27 protein-coding genes and 1 tRNA gene are annotated in these 15,381 nt (G+C 61.6%); 4 read left to right on the top strand and 24 right to left on the bottom strand.

Annotated features, from left to right (window positions below):
* Positions 1-22 precede the first annotated feature (22 nt).
* From ACOJCM_RS14815 to ACOJCM_RS14805, 3 genes are read left to right on the top strand one after another with little or no spacing between them, the layout of a single operon-like run.
* The gene (locus ACOJCM_RS14815) at positions 23-343 is read left to right on the top strand and encodes a DUF1244 domain-containing protein (protein WP_445212839.1); all 321 of its coding nucleotides are present in this window, start codon (positions 23-25) and stop codon (positions 341-343) included.
* On the top strand, positions 340-861 hold the full coding sequence (moaB, locus tag ACOJCM_RS14810) for a molybdenum cofactor biosynthesis protein B (protein ID WP_445212838.1): 522 nt from the start codon (positions 340-342) through the stop codon (positions 859-861). Before ACOJCM_RS14815 ends, moaB begins: the two co-directional genes overlap by 4 nt.
* The gene (locus ACOJCM_RS14805) at positions 854-2,062 is read left to right on the top strand and encodes a molybdopterin molybdotransferase MoeA (protein WP_445212837.1); all 1,209 of its coding nucleotides are present in this window, start codon (positions 854-856) and stop codon (positions 2,060-2,062) included. Before moaB ends, ACOJCM_RS14805 begins: the two co-directional genes overlap by 8 nt.
* Here ACOJCM_RS14805 and ACOJCM_RS14800 read toward each other — a convergent pair.
* The 7 genes from ACOJCM_RS14800 to ACOJCM_RS14770 all read right to left on the bottom strand — a co-directional run bounded on the left by ACOJCM_RS14800 (position 2,049) and on the right by ACOJCM_RS14770 (position 5,406).
* Positions 2,049-2,645 (bottom strand): acyl carrier protein phosphodiesterase, encoded by a 597-nt coding sequence (locus ACOJCM_RS14800; RefSeq protein ID WP_445212836.1) that lies wholly within the window; start codon positions 2,643-2,645, stop codon positions 2,049-2,051. The two genes, ACOJCM_RS14805 and ACOJCM_RS14800, sit on opposite strands and share 14 nt — an antisense overlap.
* Before the next feature lie 10 nt (positions 2,646-2,655).
* The gene (locus ACOJCM_RS14795) at positions 2,656-3,009 is read right to left on the bottom strand and encodes a TusE/DsrC/DsvC family sulfur relay protein (RefSeq protein WP_445212835.1); all 354 of its coding nucleotides are present in this window, start codon (positions 3,007-3,009) and stop codon (positions 2,656-2,658) included.
* A complete protein-coding gene (gene tusB / locus ACOJCM_RS14790) occupies positions 3,009-3,299 on the bottom strand; it encodes a sulfurtransferase complex subunit TusB (RefSeq protein WP_445212834.1) in 291 nt (96 codons plus the stop codon). The genes ACOJCM_RS14795 and tusB overlap by 1 nt, the downstream gene beginning before the upstream one ends.
* 29 nt (positions 3,300-3,328) lie before the next feature.
* Positions 3,329-3,706: a sulfurtransferase complex subunit TusC gene (gene tusC / locus ACOJCM_RS14785; protein WP_445212833.1), complete on the bottom strand. Its 378-nt coding sequence runs from the start codon at positions 3,704-3,706 to the stop codon at positions 3,329-3,331.
* An 11-nt stretch (positions 3,707-3,717) separates the two neighbouring features.
* Positions 3,718-4,110 carry a sulfurtransferase complex subunit TusD gene (gene tusD, locus ACOJCM_RS14780; RefSeq protein ID WP_445212832.1) on the bottom strand — a complete coding sequence of 131 codons (393 nt, stop codon included), beginning with the start codon at positions 4,108-4,110 and terminating at the stop codon, positions 3,718-3,720.
* A 74-nt stretch (positions 4,111-4,184) separates the two neighbouring features.
* Complete coding sequence (locus ACOJCM_RS14775) at positions 4,185-4,853, bottom strand: Bax inhibitor-1/YccA family protein (RefSeq protein WP_445212831.1); 669 nt, start codon at positions 4,851-4,853, stop codon at positions 4,185-4,187.
* 109 nt (positions 4,854-4,962) lie between these two features.
* A complete protein-coding gene (locus ACOJCM_RS14770) occupies positions 4,963-5,406 on the bottom strand; it encodes an NUDIX hydrolase (protein WP_445212830.1) in 444 nt (147 codons plus the stop codon).
* A gap of 75 nt (positions 5,407-5,481) precedes the next feature.
* On the opposite strand from ACOJCM_RS14770, the gene ACOJCM_RS14765 reads away from it, so the two are divergent.
* Positions 5,482-5,571, top strand: a tRNA-Ser gene (locus tag ACOJCM_RS14765).
* A gap of 151 nt (positions 5,572-5,722) precedes the next feature.
* On the opposite strand, the gene ACOJCM_RS14760 is transcribed toward ACOJCM_RS14765, so the two are convergent.
* The 17 genes from ACOJCM_RS14760 to ACOJCM_RS14680 form a co-directional block, all read right to left on the bottom strand.
* On the bottom strand, positions 5,723-6,013 hold the full coding sequence (locus ACOJCM_RS14760; RefSeq protein WP_445212829.1) for a hypothetical protein: 291 nt from the start codon (positions 6,011-6,013) through the stop codon (positions 5,723-5,725).
* Entirely contained in the window at positions 6,010-6,297 is a 288-nt protein-coding gene (locus tag ACOJCM_RS14755; protein WP_445212828.1) for a hypothetical protein, read from the bottom strand. Before ACOJCM_RS14755 ends, ACOJCM_RS14760 begins: the two co-directional genes overlap by 4 nt.
* The gene (locus tag ACOJCM_RS14750; RefSeq protein WP_445212827.1) at positions 6,284-6,457 is read right to left on the bottom strand and encodes a hypothetical protein; all 174 of its coding nucleotides are present in this window, start codon (positions 6,455-6,457) and stop codon (positions 6,284-6,286) included. The genes ACOJCM_RS14755 and ACOJCM_RS14750 overlap by 14 nt, the downstream gene beginning before the upstream one ends.
* Positions 6,450-6,656: a hypothetical protein gene (locus ACOJCM_RS14745; RefSeq protein WP_445212826.1), complete on the bottom strand. Its 207-nt coding sequence runs from the start codon at positions 6,654-6,656 to the stop codon at positions 6,450-6,452. Before ACOJCM_RS14745 ends, ACOJCM_RS14750 begins: the two co-directional genes overlap by 8 nt.
* Entirely contained in the window at positions 6,649-7,059 is a 411-nt protein-coding gene (locus ACOJCM_RS14740; protein WP_445212825.1) for a DUF5681 domain-containing protein, read from the bottom strand. The genes ACOJCM_RS14745 and ACOJCM_RS14740 overlap by 8 nt, the downstream gene beginning before the upstream one ends.
* Positions 7,046-7,441 (bottom strand): hypothetical protein, encoded by a 396-nt coding sequence (locus tag ACOJCM_RS14735; protein WP_445212824.1) that lies wholly within the window; start codon positions 7,439-7,441, stop codon positions 7,046-7,048. The genes ACOJCM_RS14740 and ACOJCM_RS14735 overlap by 14 nt, the downstream gene beginning before the upstream one ends.
* On the bottom strand, positions 7,441-9,990 hold the full coding sequence (locus ACOJCM_RS14730; RefSeq protein ID WP_445212823.1) for a tape measure protein: 2,550 nt from the start codon (positions 9,988-9,990) through the stop codon (positions 7,441-7,443). Before ACOJCM_RS14730 ends, ACOJCM_RS14735 begins: the two co-directional genes overlap by 1 nt.
* A 9-nt stretch (positions 9,991-9,999) precedes the next feature.
* Positions 10,000-10,278: a hypothetical protein gene (locus ACOJCM_RS14725; protein WP_445212822.1), complete on the bottom strand. Its 279-nt coding sequence runs from the start codon at positions 10,276-10,278 to the stop codon at positions 10,000-10,002.
* Positions 10,279-10,287: 9 nt separating this feature from the next.
* Positions 10,288-11,142: a hypothetical protein gene (locus ACOJCM_RS14720; RefSeq protein WP_445212821.1), complete on the bottom strand. Its 855-nt coding sequence runs from the start codon at positions 11,140-11,142 to the stop codon at positions 10,288-10,290.
* Positions 11,139-11,312: a hypothetical protein gene (locus tag ACOJCM_RS14715; RefSeq protein WP_445212820.1), complete on the bottom strand. Its 174-nt coding sequence runs from the start codon at positions 11,310-11,312 to the stop codon at positions 11,139-11,141. The genes ACOJCM_RS14720 and ACOJCM_RS14715 overlap by 4 nt, the downstream gene beginning before the upstream one ends.
* Positions 11,313-11,533: 221 nt before the next feature.
* The gene (locus ACOJCM_RS14710) at positions 11,534-12,397 is read right to left on the bottom strand and encodes a type VI secretion system-associated protein TagO (RefSeq protein ID WP_445212819.1); all 864 of its coding nucleotides are present in this window, start codon (positions 12,395-12,397) and stop codon (positions 11,534-11,536) included.
* 136 nt (positions 12,398-12,533) lie between these two features.
* Positions 12,534-13,049 carry a hypothetical protein gene (locus tag ACOJCM_RS14705; RefSeq protein ID WP_445212818.1) on the bottom strand — a complete coding sequence of 172 codons (516 nt, stop codon included), beginning with the start codon at positions 13,047-13,049 and terminating at the stop codon, positions 12,534-12,536.
* Between the two features lie 109 nt (positions 13,050-13,158).
* Positions 13,159-13,320, bottom strand: a complete 162-nt coding sequence (locus ACOJCM_RS14700) for a hypothetical protein (RefSeq protein WP_445212817.1) — start codon at positions 13,318-13,320, stop codon at positions 13,159-13,161.
* Positions 13,317-13,880 (bottom strand): hypothetical protein, encoded by a 564-nt coding sequence (locus ACOJCM_RS14695; RefSeq protein ID WP_445212816.1) that lies wholly within the window; start codon positions 13,878-13,880, stop codon positions 13,317-13,319. Before ACOJCM_RS14695 ends, ACOJCM_RS14700 begins: the two co-directional genes overlap by 4 nt.
* A gap of 71 nt (positions 13,881-13,951) precedes the next feature.
* On the bottom strand, positions 13,952-14,125 hold the full coding sequence (locus tag ACOJCM_RS14690) for a hypothetical protein (protein WP_445212815.1): 174 nt from the start codon (positions 14,123-14,125) through the stop codon (positions 13,952-13,954).
* A 350-nt stretch (positions 14,126-14,475) separates the two neighbouring features.
* On the bottom strand, positions 14,476-14,877 hold the full coding sequence (locus ACOJCM_RS14685) for a hypothetical protein (protein ID WP_445212814.1): 402 nt from the start codon (positions 14,875-14,877) through the stop codon (positions 14,476-14,478).
* A 141-nt stretch (positions 14,878-15,018) separates the two neighbouring features.
* Positions 15,019-15,369: a hypothetical protein gene (locus ACOJCM_RS14680; protein WP_445212813.1), complete on the bottom strand. Its 351-nt coding sequence runs from the start codon at positions 15,367-15,369 to the stop codon at positions 15,019-15,021.
* Positions 15,370-15,381 lie beyond the last annotated feature (12 nt).

Below are 15,381 nucleotides of genomic sequence, written 5' to 3'. Positions count from 1 at the left end.
ATCCAACCAGGAGCCAACGTCAATGCAGCATCTCGACGACGCGACACGTACCCAGCTGGAAGCGGCCGCCTTTCGTCGCTTGCTCCAGCACCTGGATGCCAACAAGGACGTACAGAACATCGACCTGATGATTCTTGCTGATTTCTGCCGTAACTGCCTTTCCAAGTGGCTGGTTGCGGCCGCCGACGAACAGGGTGCCGAACTCGACTACGAAACCGCCCGCGAATACGTCTACGGCATGCCCTACCCGGAGTGGAAGGCGCAGTATCAGCAACAGGCCACGCCCGAACAGCTAGCTGCCTTCGAGGCGCGACAGGCCCGCAAGCGGGATGCGCAATCATGAGCGAGGCCCCGATACCGCTCAGTATTGCGGTCCTGACCATTTCCGACACGCGTGATTTTGCCAGCGATCGCAGCGGGGCCCTGCTGGCCGAGCGGCTCACCGAAGCCGGGCACCGGCTGGCCGAGCGGCGCATCGTCGTCGACGATGTCTACCGTATTCGTGCTGCGGTTTCAGAATGGATTGCCGATCCTGACGTCCAGGTGATTCTTACCACCGGTGGAACCGGCTTTACGGGACGGGACTCCACGCCCGAGGCGGTGTCCGTGCTGCTCGACAAGCGTATCGAGGGCTTCGGCGAGCAGTTCCGTCAGCTTTCCTGGCACGAGATCGGCAGTTCGACCATCCAGAGCCGCTGCCTCGGCGGCCTGGCCAACGCCACCGTGGTGTTCTGCCTGCCCGGTTCGAGCAGCGCCTGCCGTACCGCTTGGGACGGTCTGCTCGCGGAGCAGCTCGACAGCCGTCACAAGCCGTGCAATTTTGCCAATCTGGTCATTCCCGAGCGAGGCCAGCATGTCTGACCTGCATTCCGTCGAAGCGGCTCTCGCCGCCCTGCTGGAACATGTCGACCCGATGGAAGCGGAAATCGTGGCCTGCGAGAAGGCCGGTCGGCGCGTGTTGGCCACGGAGGTCGTGGCTAGGCTCGACGTGCCGCCGTTCGACAATAGCGCCATGGACGGATACGCCCTGCATCATGAAGATGCCGGCAAACGGTTGTCGATCCGCCAGCGCATCGCCGCGGGCAGCCAACCCTTGCCGCTCGACCGCGGGACCTGTGCCCGGATCTTTACCGGCGCCCCGCTGCCCGCCGGTGCCAATTGCGTGGTGATGCAGGAGAAGGTGGAACTCACCGACGACGAGGCCGACATCCCACCGCAGGTACCCGTCGATAACAATGTGCGACACCGCGGCAGCGACGTGGCGGCCGGCAGCGTACTACTCGAACGCGGGCATCGGCTGGACAGTGCGGCGCTAGGGCATCTGGCGAGCCAGGGCATCGCCGAGGTGTCAGTGCGCCGCCGGCCGCGTGTCGCCCTGCTCACCAGCGGTAATGAGATCGTCGAGCCTGGCCAGCCGTTGGCACCGGGGCAGATCTACGATTCCAACCGACCCATGCTGAAGGACATGCTGGAAACGTTCGGCGCCGAGGTCACTTTCGTCGCCTCCATGCCAGATGACGCCGACGGTACCCGGGCGATGCTGGCGCTTGCCGCCGAGCAGGCCGACGTCGTGGTGACTACCGGGGGGGTCAGTGTCGGTGAGGAGGACCACGTCAAGTCCGCCATCGAAGCGATAGGCCATCTTGACCTATGGCGCTTGGCGCTCAAACCCGGCAAGCCGCTGGCCCTGGGGCGGCTCGACGCCGGCGACGGACGCGAGGTGCGCTTCGTCGGTCTACCGGGGAACCCCGTCTCCAGTTTTGTGGCGGCCTGGCTGTTCCTGCGCCCGCTGATGGGCGCCCTGCTCGGCTGCCCGAGCCTGGCAAAGTTGCCGACGCTGAGCGCCTCCGCGGCGTTTACCACCCGTACCGGGCCTCGGCGACATTACATGCGCGTCTCCCTGGTGATGGAGCCTGGCGGCATCACCGCCCATGCCTTTGCCGACCAAGGCTCGGGTGTGCTCTCTTCCTGTGTGGCTGCCGATGCCTTGGCGGTGATCCCTGCCGATTCGCATATTGTCGAGGGAGACAAGGTGGAGTGCCTGTGGCTCAAGGGCGCCTGAGCGTTGCTGTCTCGCCGTCGGGCGCGACTTCGAGCGCGACGGCAACCGCCGGCCACAAGAGATGGAAGGCGTGTTCGAGGCCGGCGTAATCCTCTTCCAGCCAGGGGACGAGTTCCGCCAGGCGATTGGGACCGGAAAGGCGTTCCCCAATGCCGCGCACCGCACTGCAGGTGAAGGAGAAATCGGCATAGCGATGCATCCAGTCCTGGTCGATCATTGCCGGCACCAGTCGAGCCAGGCGAGCCGGCGCTGGCCGATGGCGCAGCACACGATAGCTGCGCAACACGACGTGAGACTCCTGCCTGTCGAGAGCTAGCTCCCGCGCAACGAAGTGATCCCATACCAGATCGAGAGCGATACCGGCGTAGCGACGGTAGGCCTTGGGCGCACGCCGGCGCGCCGACAGCACCGTCGGGTGGGTGTCGACGTATGCATCGACCCGGCGATGATGGCGAATGCCATTGGCTACCTCGCTGGGCCAAGCCGTCAGATCGCTGCCTTTGACGCCGTCGGCGATCAAGTTGCCGTAGAGAAAATCGTCGCTGCCTCCACGGGCAAGCCAGGCATGGGCGAGGAAGTTCATGCAGGCACCGCTATAGGCAGTTGGCAGGTTTCGGTAGCCCCGCGAGGCGCGCCGCCACCTTGGCGGGGCTATCGGGAAACAATCTCATCAGGTGCAGCGAACGTCCCTTCTCCGACCCCAGGGCTTGACCTACCGCTTTGACCAGCGGCCGCATGGCAGGCGACGCCTCATAGCGGGCGTAGAAGTCGCGGATCACTTCGATTACATCCCAGTGCTCTGCGGTCAGTTCGCGCCCCTCCTCGGCAGCCAGCGCCTCGGCCACGGCCGGTGTCCAGTCGGACAGCTCGACCAGATAGCCTTCGGGGTCGAGCGCGATGCGTTTGCTTCCTACAAGCAGGTAACGTGCAATCTCGGTGGAGGCCATCAGAACCAGCTCACTGTCTTGTCGGCCTCTTCAGTCAAGATGACGAAGCCATCCACGTCGACGACCTGTACGCCAGGGTCGCACTGCCCCGCGAGGCCGCGTGAAGCGAGGTCCTCCCGCAGGGCGAACAATCGCCCCTGGACTGATTGGAAATGGCGCACCTGGGAAGGTAACGCGCCCAGCACGCCATCCTCGACCAGTAGCAGCCGATCGGTACCGCCCATGGCGGCGAGCGCCTCTCGGTAGACCAGGCTCGAGCTGGGGGGGCGGTTGAGAATATGCAGGATCATCGGCACCCTCGCTGTATCAACAGAGCCAATCAGAAAATCAGGACCAGCCGATGCCCGGCAAACAGCTCTGTGATCACACCGGGATCGGCTCCGGCGGCTGGCAGCTGCAGGTCGCGCTGGGAGAGGCCGAAGCGGGAGAGCGCATCCTCGTCGAAGAAGAGCGACTCGATATCGTACATGGTCAGCATGTCCAGGGTGGCAGCGGTTCCCTTCTGCCCAAGCGGGCCTGGCCCCTGGCCTTTGGCCAGGGCCAGAACGCCATCGCCTTGAAACAGCAGGGAGACCGATTGTCCGAAGGCTGCGCCCACCAGCGCTGCATCGAGGCCTTCCCGCAGCCAGCTGCCGCCATGCGGCGCGTGGCGCAACACGACCAGTAAGTCACCGGTGAGGCTGGAGAGCGATGACATGGCGCTATTCCTCATGGGGCGAAGGTTACCAGTCGATCGACACCCTGCCCCAGATCGATCAACTGCCCAAGCCCCGTTAGCTCGAAGGGCGGTTCGACACTATGGCCGGTTTTGCCGTGGCGATCCGCCTCGCGGGCATCGAGCATGCCGCGGCGAAGGGCCGCGGCGATGCACACCTGTAGCTGCGTACCGTGCTCGGCATTGAGTGAGCACCAGGCGTCGTAGAGGTGCGGTTCGTCCTGGGGCGGTGCGGCTAGCCGCGCTGCATTGTAGACGCCGTCGTGATAGAAGAAGACGCTTTCCAGGCGATGCCCCCGGGCCAGCAGGGCCGTGGCAAAGCGCAGCGCCGAATGGGAGGCCTGGCTGCTATACGGGGCTCCCTTTACGAGTAGACCATAGCGCATGGGCAGATACCTGCATACTCAAACGCACAGGCCCCGCGTTGGCGGGGCCTGACGATACCCTCGTGGGGCCGAAATCAATCGCTGCTCATGATGCCCAGCAGCGACAGCAGGCTGACGAAGAGATTGTAGATCGAGACATAAAGCGTAATGGTGGCGAGAATATAGTTTGTCTCGCCGGCGCGGTGCACGATTTCGCTGGTCTGGTAGAGGATGGCGGCCGAGGCGAACAGCACGAAGCCAGCCGAAACCATCAGCATCAGCGTAGGAATCTGGAAGATCAGGCCAGCCACCATGGCGAGAATCAGCACGATGGCACCAGCCATCAGGAAATTGCCAAGGAAGCTGAAGTCCTTCTTGGTCACCAGCGCCACGGCAGACAGGCCAATGAAAGTCAGCCCTGTCATGGCCAGCGCGTTCATGATCAGTGCGGCGCCGTTGGGCAGAGCCAGGTAGGCGCTGAGTATCGGGCCGAGGGTAAAGCCCATGAAGCCGGTGAAGGCGAATGTGGCCAGCAGGCCCGCCGCCGAGTTAGCCGTCTTGTGCACCAGGAACATCAGGCCGTATGCGCCGATGAAGAAGACGAAGATATTCATCCGCTCGACGCCCATGGCCATGGCGGCACCCGCTGTGACAGCGGAAAACAGCAGGGTCATCGCCAGTAGCGCATACGTGTTGCGCAGTACCTTGTTGGCACTGACGGCCTGGGACGAGTGCTGGGCCATGTGTGTATCGTGATAGGCCATTGATCCAGAGCTCCCTGTGGTTGATCTTGATTGATCTCAGCAGTTGACCAAGAATGCCGTCGCTTGGTTCCCGGCGCAAGTCCTTAGTTCTACAAGACTCAACGCCCCTTCATCGCAGCGATGGGTTTTCCAGCAGATCGATGGCGACTCGACGGGTACTGGCGCAAAGCCCCGGCTCGTCCCATGCCTGCTCGGCCGGAAGCCAGTGAATCGCACTGGCATCGTCACCTGCCACCGCGTCACCTCCTACCCAGCGGCAGAGTACCACCACGATGACGAAATGATGCAATAGAAGCCCCGCATCGTCGTGCTGGAATTGATCGAGCGCGGTCAACACACGCTCTGCCTCGGCAAGCACACCGGTTTCTTCGTGCAGTTCACGCACCGCTGCCTCAAGCAGTGGCTCGCCGGCTTCCACCTTGCCTCCGGGCAGCGCCAGCAGTCCGGCATTCGGCGGGTACCGTCGGCGCACCGTCAACAATCTACCCCGGTGGACGAGTGCGGCGGCCGCGGCTGGCGTAGGTATCACTGGCGAATCGACATGGTTCGGCATGCGGCCTCCTCGGCTGTGCTTGGCTGCCCCTCTTGACCTTAAGAGCATAACTGGTAATATTCGCCCCCGTGAGCCGGAGGGATGGCAGAGCGGTTGAATGCACCGGTCTTGAAAACCGGCAAGGGTTAACGCCCTTCCAGGGTTCGAATCCCTGTCCCTCCGCCACTCGCCCTTATTTATCAGTAACTTAGCAGCGTTTCGGCAAGTTACCCAACAAGCCGCCCATCAAGCCGGAAACGGTAGAGATGAGGCGGCTTTTTGGTGTGCATGCAACGAATGCAACGCCAAATACCCCTGATTGGGGGGATTTTCCCGCCTATGGATTGATCGGCAGGAACATCGGCACGCTACCCTTAACCAGCAGCGGGCGAACGGCGGCCAGGTGGCGCTCCCTCAGCGTGTCGTCATCTTCACCAGGCTCGCGCATCGTCACCACGTCATCATCCATGTAGCGCTGATACCTCCAGCCCAGCACTGGTAGCGGCTCGCCGGCACCTTCCCGGGTATTGTCCACGACGCTGATGAAGAACGCCTCGATGCCGTCATCGGTCATGAAGCGGTCGTTTTCCAGCTTCGTAAGGCGCCGCTGTAGATCCTTGAGGCTCATAGCGTCACCCCGCTCGGCTTGATGGCGAAATAGATGGCTGCCGCATTACGCGCCCCACCCTGCCGCCACAGCTCGCGCATGGCTGCCCTTGCCCTACCCTTCAGATCCTCGTCACTCTCGCCTGTCAGGCGCATGACGTTCTCGGACAGGCTGTTTCCAGGCAGCAGCTCCCAGCCGGCTATTTCCATTTCGGATGGAGCAACCCATATTTCGGGCGGTTCGGCGTGGACTGTTTCCAGGGCTTCTAACCGCTTTTCCAGCGAAGCCAGGCTATGACGTGGCATGGTGGTCCTCCAGCAGATCCAGCAGCTCGGAGCGCGTCTGCGTGCCGTCACCACCGGCTGCCTTGTCGCTCAGCTCGTCTATCAGGTCGGAGATTGCCTGCACGATGCTGTCATGCTGGCGGCTCTCCAGGCGCTCCAGGCGCTTCTCCAGGTCACGCATGGTTCACCACCTGCACCACGGCGCGGTGCCAGCCTTGAGCCGATGCGAAGCGATGAGCGCGGTCTTTCAGGCTGCTCACGTCCTCACCTTGCAGGGTGGCCTTAACCTGGCCTTTGACGACGATCTGAGCGCGATGCAGGCGCTTCAGGGGCTGCACGGCGCTGTGCAGGTAACGGTCTTTCTCCGGGTACTCAAGCATTGCTCTGCTCCTCGATGGCGGCAATACGCCTGGCCAGCTCATCCATTTCCGTCACGCGGGAAAGTGCCGCGATGCCGTCGAGCAACGCCTTACCCTGGTCGGGCGGTAGCTTGCCCTCTGCCACGGCGGCGAGGATCTGGCGGGATTGGTCGGTCAGTGATGCGTCAGCGTCGAAGTCGAAAGCGACGCAGGCATGGGCGGGTCGGACGGGCGGCAGGATGCGTTCGACCACAATACGGCAGGCTTGCATATCGCCACCCTTGGCAGCCTCGATCACTTTGCGGGCAACGTCCTTGGCGTCACCCTCCAGCAGCGAACGCAGCTCGTCAGCCTTGCGGGGGCGTCCACCGGGGTTGCCGGTGGTGCCCTTGATGAATCGGCCTTTGCCGTCACGCTGCGTCATCGGCATATTTCCTCTCGAAGCGCTCCATCTCGCCGCCCTTCCGCATGACGAAGGCGACTAGCTCGGGATGCTCCAGCAGCAGCGCCTTGGCATTCTCGACGCTGTACTCCAGCTCTACAGAGTTGCAGTCCTGGTCCGTGGCCGTGACGCCTTCCCAGCCGGTCAGCATGCCGATAGCCATCGCCTCGGCGGTGATCTCGTCTTGCTGGGCTTGGGTCAGCTCATCGCCGTACTGCCTGCGGTACTTCTTCGCCATGTCCTCGAGCGCCTGACGGTAGGCGACGTTCCCCGCCAGGGCGATACGGAAGCGGCCACTCTGGAACTCTTCCCAGGTGCCGGACGTGAAAAGACTGCTGTCGTATTTGTCTGCTTGGAAAGCCATTAGCGCCCTTGCCTCCTCATTCCATAGGTCTGTCCCATGGCCTTAGCGAACCTGCCATCCCCATTCAGGTCGGCAACCATGACTTCCACCACCCATCGGCCATCGTCATCTTGGCGGGCGTCGGCTTTCGTGCCTGGTGGGGCTTCATTGATGATGACGGTAGGCGCCTGTGACGGTGCTGCCTTCTCTTCCTGTTGATCGAGGTAGCGATCCAAGCGGTCGGCTTGCGGCCTTGATACGACACGCTCGCCCTTATCCAAGAGCCACGTACCTTCACGCGGCACGCGGTCTAATCCGTCATGTGCCATGCCGGTAAGAGCCAAACCCTTGCTTAGCGCGAACGTAGACGAGATGCCGGCCATAGCGGGGGCAGAGTTGGCTCCAAACGAGGCGAGGGACGCCATAGTTGCAGCAGGCGCGTAGGCCGATGCGATAGCCGTACCGGTCGTGGCAGCTCCAGCGATAGCAGCAGCCTCCATGGTGCGGCCTGTGGCCATCTGCACCCCTTGGTAGGCGACCCACTGGCCGGCCATCTGTCCCAAGGCGTTGACCGCCGTCCGGGACACGCCTTCAAACATCGTGCGGGCCGCGCTGCCGGCAGACTTGGAGTCAAAAATCATCGACTCGAAGGCGTTTCCGAATCCCTGTTGAAAGCTCTGTGCTGTGTTAGCGGCGAGCTGATCGAAGTCAGTAAAGGCCGTCTCAGCTCCTGCCAGCCAGCGATCCCAATAGCTGTCTTGGTCCTCGTCACGCCGGCCGCTGCCAGTGAAGCCATACACGGACGCGGCATCGCCAGCGTTTCGGTAGTCCCGCTCAAGCTCCTGTAGCAGCCTCGACTGCTCAGCGAGTGGCAACAGGCCGGCCTCAACTGCCCGGTTAACAATTTCTTGATCTTCACGGTAGCGGCGCTGTGAGGCCTCTACGGGGCGCAGTCGGTCGTATAGGGATTGGAAGCCACTGGCGAGGCGTTCAAGCTCCCGCTCGGCCTCTCTGGCAGCCTTGGCGGCATCCTTCGTGTCGCCACTCAGGGCCGCGAAGCTGCCCGCCGTCCTGATGTTGGTGCCTTCAAGGCTGTCCAACTGGTTTTGCAGGTCTGAGAGGGCCTGTTCATGCGCCTTGATCTCGGCTTGTGTCTGCGGGCTCAGGATCCCCTCACCCACGCCGCTGACGGCATCTTGAATCGCTCGCGTCTGGCGGCCAAGCTCGCCGGCAGCCAAGCCCAGGGTACCACTGCCCCGCCGCCTTCCACTGTCAGCCGCCGTGCCGATCTCCGTCACCCCGATGAACTCGGTCTTGAGTTTGGCAAGGTCGCTGGTCAGCTCTGAAATGCGCGTTCTGATGGCGGCCTGACTCAGTGCATCCAGGGAGCCCACCAGCTCGGCTACCCGCTCGGATGAGGCGCGCAGCTCAGGCTGAACAAAGCCCAGCTCTTCCCGGAAGTAGTACAGCGCCCCACCAGCCACGACAGCAGCCCCTACGGGACCACCCACCAGGGCCAGGGCGCCGGCAGCGCCTCGGGTGGCCGTTCCCAATGCGAGTTGAGATGCAGCGGCTGCACGGGTCACGCCAGCCATAGAGGCGAGCGTTGCCTGGTAGCGGGCGGCCTCGATCTGGGCAGCCAGCATGCCCCCGGCAGCGGTCGCTGTGGCTCCTGCCAAGCGGCCAGCAAACAGCGTGGCAGCGCCGCCGGCTAGGGTCACGATGCCGTCAAGGTTCTCGGAGAGAGTCACCAGACCATCACCCAGCTTGCCGACAACGCCGTTTACCTCATTGCTCGTGCCAATCCAGGCCATGAGGTTGTTGTTAGCCACCTCGGCTTTCTGGCCGAACGTCGCCACGGAGTCAGCGAAGCGGCCCCCGATCTCGTCAGAGGCTTCACGTAGCGCATTCACCACGATCTCAGCCGTGATGCCGCCCTCGGCAGCGAAGTCGCGCAGCTCGCCAATCGTCAAGCCAAGCGAGGCAGCAATGGCCCGCATGATGTCGGGCGCTTGCTCGGCCACGCTGTTGAACTCGTCACCACGCAGGGCGCCGGATGCCAGGCCTTGGGATAGCTGGGTGATGGCAGCTGATGCCTCGGTGGCAGTGGCGCCGCTGGTGGCAAAGCTCTGGTTGATCGTGCGGGTGATGCCCAGCAGGTCGCGCTGTGACAGGTCCAGCTCGGTCGTGGAGCGAGCAAGGCGGGCATAGAGATTGGCGGTCGAGTCGAAGCCTGAGCGCGTCTCGTTGGCCGTCTCCAGCAATTGAGCCTGGATGCTCTCAAGCTCGGTTGTGGAGTCCGTGACTTGCCGTAGCTGGTTGGTGACGTTCTGCCAGGTGTCGGCGTAGCGGATCACCTCGCGGGCGCTCATGACGCCGGCCAGGCCGCCCAGGGCGCCGGTAGCAGCCAGGGTGACGGTACGCATACGGCGCAGCTCGTCGTTCACTCCCCCGGTAGCCCTGGTGAGCCTGTCGCCGCTCTTTTCGGTGGCGCCGAGTTGGTAGTTCAGCGACTTCAGACGCCGTTCGCCTGACGTGCTGTCGATGACGATCTCTAGCCGGCTCTGCATGAGCGCCTCCTATTGCACCGACCGACTAGGGCCGGTGTCGCGCTGGTATTCCGCCTGAGCGAGTTCATAGGCTCGGGTTGGGCTCGGCGCCTCGGTTGTGACGTACTTGCCGGTGCCGGGATCGAACGCCATGACCGTGTAGCTGATGTTCAGTTCGTCCACGTTGTAGATCATGAACACTCCCATGGCTCGGTCAGCCAGGCGGCGCAGCGCCTCTAGCGGGTGCTGGTCGGACTCATGCACGCGGCTGGCCGTCAGCATGGGCTTGCGCAGGTCGAAAGTGAGCATCCTATCCCCTTACGCTGCTTCTGACGGCGCGGCTGTCAGGTCGCCAGAACGTTTTGCAGGACGCGGGATAGCAGCGAGCCAGGTGCGGAACTCGGCCAGCGTCTGGTTCTTGGCAAAAGCGGCATTGATGCGGCGGTCCAGCTCGTTGTGCGACTTCCGCAACTCGTTGATGCCGGCCATGGTGTCGATGGAGCGCAGCGCAGCAACGCGGGCGTCATCGAAGGCCACAATCATGGTATCCAGCATCTCGACCGCTTCACCGAAGGCGGCGGCAATGCCGGCAGCCTCAAGGCGTCGGGCGTTCAGCGGGGTGAAGCCGGCCAGCATTGGCTCCGGGGCGCGGAGTACAGCGCTCACGAATGACGGATGCTCACCCTTCATCATCGCGCCTAGCATCTGCTCGCTGGGCGGGTTCTCACGCAGGTAATCGCGGATCTCCCGATCCATGGCATGCCCTACCACATCGCTGTCACTCAGCGGGCGGACGGGGGAAAGGCCGGCTTGGGCCTGCCGATACAGCGTCTCGATGTCCTCATTCATCGCGCTCACCTTGGCCTCCATTTCGGCCAGGATGGGATTCACGATGTCACTGGCGGCACGCTGGCGGCCCTGTAAGGACAGGTCTGAATTCTTGTGGATGGCCTCAAGGCGCGGCGTCCACTGCTCGAACTTGGCGACGGCATCAAGCGCCAGGTCTCGAGCGTTTCGCATCAGCCGGCCAGTCTGCCAGGTAGAGGCTTCTTTCAGCGGCGCCGTCAGGCCATAGACGCCTGACACCTTGTGCTCAAGCATCGGCGCCCAATCGTGAGCGGTGACGAGTAGCTTGTATTGGCCGGAGACAAAGGTTTCGGTTTTGCGGTTCATACGGCGGTTTCCTTGCGTCGGTCGAGAAGGTCGATCTTGATGAGTTCGGCAGCGGCCAGGGTGTCGCCCTGGTTGGCCTTGTCCTGCAGCAGCCGAAAATAGTTAGCGATGGCGGCCTTGGTGGGCTTTACGTTCGGTCCCCTGAAACGGCCATTCTGTGCGGATGACATGCGATCACCTCAAACCTATGTGGTTTTATACAGTATAGCCAAATCTGGCCTAATCAGCCCTTTTTTGTTGGGTATTATGAGGGATCGGCATTGATGAGACGCCATGAAACTCGCTGTTACAACGTTAAAGGGGGAGTATGCGTCCGCCACATATGCTTTGGAGCGCGTGCAGGCATTAAAAACCCGCCTCGAGGGGCGGGTTTCTGGGCTGCGCTACATCGCTACCAGTTGCATGCCTGTCGGAGCGGCTGGATCTCATCTTCCAGGCCGGTGATATCAAACGTGACGGTGATGGGAGATTGCCCATACGGCGTGGCCCGGACCGTAAGGCGCTCCGCGCCAAACATCCTACGAATGACCGGGATGGACTGACCGCCGCTCCACAGCCCTAGCACCGAGTTGTCAGTCGACTCCTGCATCCGGTTGGTAAAAGCCTGCTGGTCATCGATACGCATGGTGACATGACCCCAGTCATGGTAGGGGCTGCTGGACATGTGGTTATCATTCAGGTTGACGAAGATGCGGGTCGTGTTTTCCAGGCAGCTCAAGGTCAGTGTTGCTGGAGCCGTGGGGCGACCGAGCCAATTGGTTACGTGCTCATTCGACCTGGCGCGCAGCGTGACAGTAGGGCTGTCATCTATACGGGACGTGCCTTGGTGGGTGCTCCATGGATTGCGAAGATCGCCTACCTCGCTCACTCTGCGCTGCATTGTCCTGAGTTGCGCGTCGAGCCTGCTCATCTCGGAAGCTGAGACGTCACTCTCCCATTCGGCTTTCAGGGATTCGTGGTTGCTTTCTAAGTCCTTGGCGATACCGGCGTATTTCGCATCAAACGAGTCGCATGCTACGCCGCCGCTACCGCCGTGCAGAGCAGCTACGCAGCGACGAGCAGCCTCTGCCACGGCGTCTATGTCATCTCTGGTTGAGATGAAGGAATCCGGAAGGTTGGCCTCTGATTCTCGCGCCTGAGCCTCTCTAGCCTGTGCTGTCGATGATCTCTTAGGTTCATCGGGTGGCTCGGCGAGCATGGCGTAAAGGAAGATGCCGCCTATGACCACCAGGACCATTTTGGTTGTGTTCCCCATAACTACTCCCTGCGCTATCTACTTCTTAGTTTTCGCTGTTCAGATATAGCAAGATTCCAGACTGCTCACACTGCCTCGGATCAACGAAAAGCCCCGCTCAATGGCGGGGGCTCCTGTATCAGACCTGTACTCAGGTTTAGGCGCTGGGCGAGCGCTGCTTGTCTAGTAAGGCCATGGCTTTGGGTAACCTCTCACGGATTCGGCGAGCAACAGGGCTACCAGAAATGATCACTCCGCGCCGTTGATCCCCTTGTCGCCAATCCATGAAGTCATCTTCCATGGCTAGCCAGCGCCTGCAAATGTCGATCTCGCCTTCGTAATCCTTCGCCTTCCTAGACAGTATTGCGACTCGCTCAAAGTATCTCGGCTCAGGGGCCATCTTCATGGTGCCGTGCGACCAGTAGACGCCCTCTATGGCAGCACAACAGCGCTTCATCATCTCGATGTCATGCTTATGTGATTCGGCATAGTGGTAGATAGGCTTGCCATCAACCTGGGCCAGCTTGCCTTGTGCCGCCAAGAAGTCAGCGGAAGATACGCTTATATCGCCTGCATATGCTTCACTGACGTGCTTAACAAGTTGGTCAAGGTCGTCATTTTGCTCTGTCTGGTTGGCCGGCTTACCCAGCAGCTTTCTGAATAGCCCGAACATCCCCGCGCTCCCATTGTGGTTTTTCTTGCAGACTAGCACTTCACGCTAAGCGGGCTTCAACGGAAAAGCCCCGGCGTTGGCCAGGGCTTGTGTACCACGGTGGGCAGGGCTACTTTGGCAGCGGCTTGCTGCGCATGAATCTGGCGATGATGTCGAGCAACAGCGGCTCAAGCGATGGATCGGCCCCGATCATGCGAGCCAGCTGATCGCGGTCAGCGTTAGGAGTGGCAAGAGCTGCGCTGTTGTTGGGCTTGGTGCCAGTAACGTTCATGCTGCTTCCTCCCTGCCCTGGCCACCAATGGCATTCCAGGCGCTGTAAAGGCGTTCCTGCATCTGCTCCATGTCGAACGATAGCCGGCCAAGCTCCTGCTCGATAATGGTGCCAGCTTCAAAGGTGCGGCTTTCGTCAGTGCCCCTATCAGCGTTGGAATAGTTCTCCAGCACAGACCGGAAGGAACACAGCAGTGGATCCAGGTAGCCGGCGTGTACCTCAAATAGGCCTCCAAGCTCAGTTCGATCAGAAACACTGTCACTGAGTCCAGCGGCAGCATATACCGCGACACGGGACGAGATACCGGCCTCAGCGAGGCTGATATGAGGGGTGCGTATATGCTTGGCCGCTGCCTGCCATAGTTCGGCGTACTCCCTCACCCGGCTGGCAAGCATCTTGACCGCGAACACGTCGGATCCTTGCACGCCCAGGTAGAGTGTTTGTCCGCAGTCAGCTAGGGACATCAGCAGCCCGTGGCAGCCTTGCAGGCGCTCGCTGAATTCACGCGCCTGTGCGGCCAGTGAATCGAAGTCATGGGTAGTGGTATCATTGTTACGCATCGTGGTTCTCCAATTGCTTCGCGGTGTCATGCCCCCGGCCTGTTGCAGCAGGTGCGGGGGCGCTTCGTTTTCTACTTGCCCTTCTTCTCTACGAACTCCAGCCCTGCGTCGATCAGTGAGCGCAGCGCGGCCGCTCGAGTCACGGACTGGCGCGTCAGCTTCTCCAGCTCCAGGCGGTGTGCCTCTACCCTCTCCAGCAGTTCGGCAGATAGCCGGAGGTTGATGTGCTGATCGTGCGGGGCCATGCTTCGTTCCTTGTGTGTTCGTATGTACTACAAGGTAGTCGGTACGGTTTGGCATGGCAAGCCCTTTTTGCCCGGTGACGATGGGGCGGGCTGGGCCTGTGATGATCAGAGCCTCTTGCTGCTCTCGCCATCGCCCCGCATTGGTCCTAGAACCCCTCATCTGAGCTATACCCCCTGGTAACTTATAAGGGTCTTCAAAAATTGAAGTCACAAAACCTCGAAAAGTCGGGATAAGGCTGCAAAATTTGATGCCTTATCGGTCAATATTCGGCTCACCCGGCTGGAAGGCTTCATTTTTTGATGCCTATGACTTCAATTTTTGAAGCTGGTAATCATCGAAGCTCATGGCTCTATCCTCCTGATAGCTTTCGCGGTGCGGTGATCGTAGGGTGTACCTCCAGCATCTTGCCGGGGCATTCGTCGATAGGAGCCCATGTCAGCGCGTACAGGGCGCAGCGAGCGCCGTCACGGCCCTTATAGTTAGTCCGGGTCTTGGTAACCAGGTTGCGCTCCTGAAGCTCTCGTAGGGCCCTGGAGAGCGTTGCTTCTGCCATGCCGCCCCAGTCCTGCATCATCGTGTGAGTGGCCGAGAGATCCCCGTTGTTCTTGCCGTTGTACTGGTAGCCCAGCACAAGCAGCACCTTGAGGGCGGAAGGCGAAAGCTCTCGAAAGTCCTCATGGCCCATGAGGAACTTGGGTATGGCGAGAGCGCCCCCAGCCCCCCAATGAACCTTGGGTTTCTTCTTCGCCATAGGGCTACCCTGCCTTGGCTACGGCCCCGCATACGGGGGCCGTGAGGTTGCTGGCATTTCGCTGGGCGGCTGGGCTATCATTCAGGTGTTCAGTCTGGAATGAAGCCTCGTCACTGGTAGCCGCCAGGACGGGGTTTTCTTTTAGCTGACGCGGCATAGACTGTCTCCGTACTTCTGGGCGAACGCTTCACAGCGGGTCTTGAAGGTGGGATCGGCAGCGAAGAACGCCGCCATCAGCTTTCTGGACAGCCAGTAGTGCTTGCAGCGCCTTGGCTCGCCGTTCGTGTCTCGAGCCAGATGGAACTCACGATCAATAGGCCAGCCGGCGCGGTATAGCTCGCTCACCCTAGTGCGGAAGTCGGCAATGGGTAGGCCGGTCAAGCGGTGGTAGCTGAATTGGTCGCAGCCCTCGCCACGCAGCAGCATGGCAAGGACGGCGCGGGTATGGGAGAGGAAGTGCTCGCGGGTCGGGAAGCTGGGAAGTTTGCTCATTGCGCCACCTCC

It is taken from the genome of Billgrantia hypersalina, assembly GCF_052584175.1.
The sequence above is the reverse complement of the archived record's forward strand: the minus strand, read 5'-3'. Positions and strand labels throughout refer to the sequence as shown.

What these genes read in the sequence shown, in the direction of transcription:
- ACOJCM_RS14815 (WP_445212839.1), top strand. Translation starts at nt 23, where the DNA reads ATGCAGCATCTCGACGACGCGACACGTACCCAGCTGGAAGCGGCCGCC.
- moaB (WP_445212838.1), top strand. Translation starts at nt 340, where the DNA reads ATGAGCGAGGCCCCGATACCGCTCAGTATTGCGGTCCTGACCATTTCC.
- ACOJCM_RS14805 (WP_445212837.1), top strand. Translation starts at nt 854, where the DNA reads ATGTCTGACCTGCATTCCGTCGAAGCGGCTCTCGCCGCCCTGCTGGAA.
- ACOJCM_RS14800 (WP_445212836.1), bottom strand. Translation starts at nt 2,645, where the DNA reads ATGAACTTCCTCGCCCATGCCTGGCTTGCCCGTGGAGGCAGCGACGAT.
- ACOJCM_RS14795 (WP_445212835.1), bottom strand. Translation starts at nt 3,009, where the DNA reads ATGGCCTCCACCGAGATTGCACGTTACCTGCTTGTAGGAAGCAAACGC.
- tusB (WP_445212834.1), bottom strand. Translation starts at nt 3,299, where the DNA reads ATGATCCTGCATATTCTCAACCGCCCCCCCAGCTCGAGCCTGGTCTAC.
- tusC (WP_445212833.1), bottom strand. Translation starts at nt 3,706, where the DNA reads ATGTCATCGCTCTCCAGCCTCACCGGTGACTTACTGGTCGTGTTGCGC.
- tusD (WP_445212832.1), bottom strand. Translation starts at nt 4,110, where the DNA reads ATGCGCTATGGTCTACTCGTAAAGGGAGCCCCGTATAGCAGCCAGGCC.
- ACOJCM_RS14775 (WP_445212831.1), bottom strand. Translation starts at nt 4,853, where the DNA reads ATGGCCTATCACGATACACACATGGCCCAGCACTCGTCCCAGGCCGTC.
- ACOJCM_RS14770 (WP_445212830.1), bottom strand. Translation starts at nt 5,406, where the DNA reads ATGCCGAACCATGTCGATTCGCCAGTGATACCTACGCCAGCCGCGGCC.
- ACOJCM_RS14760 (WP_445212829.1), bottom strand. Translation starts at nt 6,013, where the DNA reads ATGAGCCTCAAGGATCTACAGCGGCGCCTTACGAAGCTGGAAAACGAC.
- ACOJCM_RS14755 (WP_445212828.1), bottom strand. Translation starts at nt 6,297, where the DNA reads ATGCCACGTCATAGCCTGGCTTCGCTGGAAAAGCGGTTAGAAGCCCTG.
- ACOJCM_RS14750 (WP_445212827.1), bottom strand. Translation starts at nt 6,457, where the DNA reads ATGCGTGACCTGGAGAAGCGCCTGGAGCGCCTGGAGAGCCGCCAGCAT.
- ACOJCM_RS14745 (WP_445212826.1), bottom strand. Translation starts at nt 6,656, where the DNA reads ATGCTTGAGTACCCGGAGAAAGACCGTTACCTGCACAGCGCCGTGCAG.
- ACOJCM_RS14740 (WP_445212825.1), bottom strand. Translation starts at nt 7,059, where the DNA reads ATGACGCAGCGTGACGGCAAAGGCCGATTCATCAAGGGCACCACCGGC.
- ACOJCM_RS14735 (WP_445212824.1), bottom strand. Translation starts at nt 7,441, where the DNA reads ATGGCTTTCCAAGCAGACAAATACGACAGCAGTCTTTTCACGTCCGGC.
- ACOJCM_RS14730 (WP_445212823.1), bottom strand. Translation starts at nt 9,990, where the DNA reads ATGCAGAGCCGGCTAGAGATCGTCATCGACAGCACGTCAGGCGAACGG.
- ACOJCM_RS14725 (WP_445212822.1), bottom strand. Translation starts at nt 10,278, where the DNA reads ATGCTCACTTTCGACCTGCGCAAGCCCATGCTGACGGCCAGCCGCGTG.
- ACOJCM_RS14720 (WP_445212821.1), bottom strand. Translation starts at nt 11,142, where the DNA reads ATGAACCGCAAAACCGAAACCTTTGTCTCCGGCCAATACAAGCTACTC.
- ACOJCM_RS14715 (WP_445212820.1), bottom strand. Translation starts at nt 11,312, where the DNA reads ATGTCATCCGCACAGAATGGCCGTTTCAGGGGACCGAACGTAAAGCCC.
- ACOJCM_RS14710 (WP_445212819.1), bottom strand. Translation starts at nt 12,397, where the DNA reads ATGGGGAACACAACCAAAATGGTCCTGGTGGTCATAGGCGGCATCTTC.
- ACOJCM_RS14705 (WP_445212818.1), bottom strand. Translation starts at nt 13,049, where the DNA reads ATGTTCGGGCTATTCAGAAAGCTGCTGGGTAAGCCGGCCAACCAGACA.
- ACOJCM_RS14700 (WP_445212817.1), bottom strand. Translation starts at nt 13,320, where the DNA reads ATGAACGTTACTGGCACCAAGCCCAACAACAGCGCAGCTCTTGCCACT.
- ACOJCM_RS14695 (WP_445212816.1), bottom strand. Translation starts at nt 13,880, where the DNA reads ATGCGTAACAATGATACCACTACCCATGACTTCGATTCACTGGCCGCA.
- ACOJCM_RS14690 (WP_445212815.1), bottom strand. Translation starts at nt 14,125, where the DNA reads ATGGCCCCGCACGATCAGCACATCAACCTCCGGCTATCTGCCGAACTG.
- ACOJCM_RS14685 (WP_445212814.1), bottom strand. Translation starts at nt 14,877, where the DNA reads ATGGCGAAGAAGAAACCCAAGGTTCATTGGGGGGCTGGGGGCGCTCTC.
- ACOJCM_RS14680 (WP_445212813.1), bottom strand. Translation starts at nt 15,369, where the DNA reads ATGAGCAAACTTCCCAGCTTCCCGACCCGCGAGCACTTCCTCTCCCAT.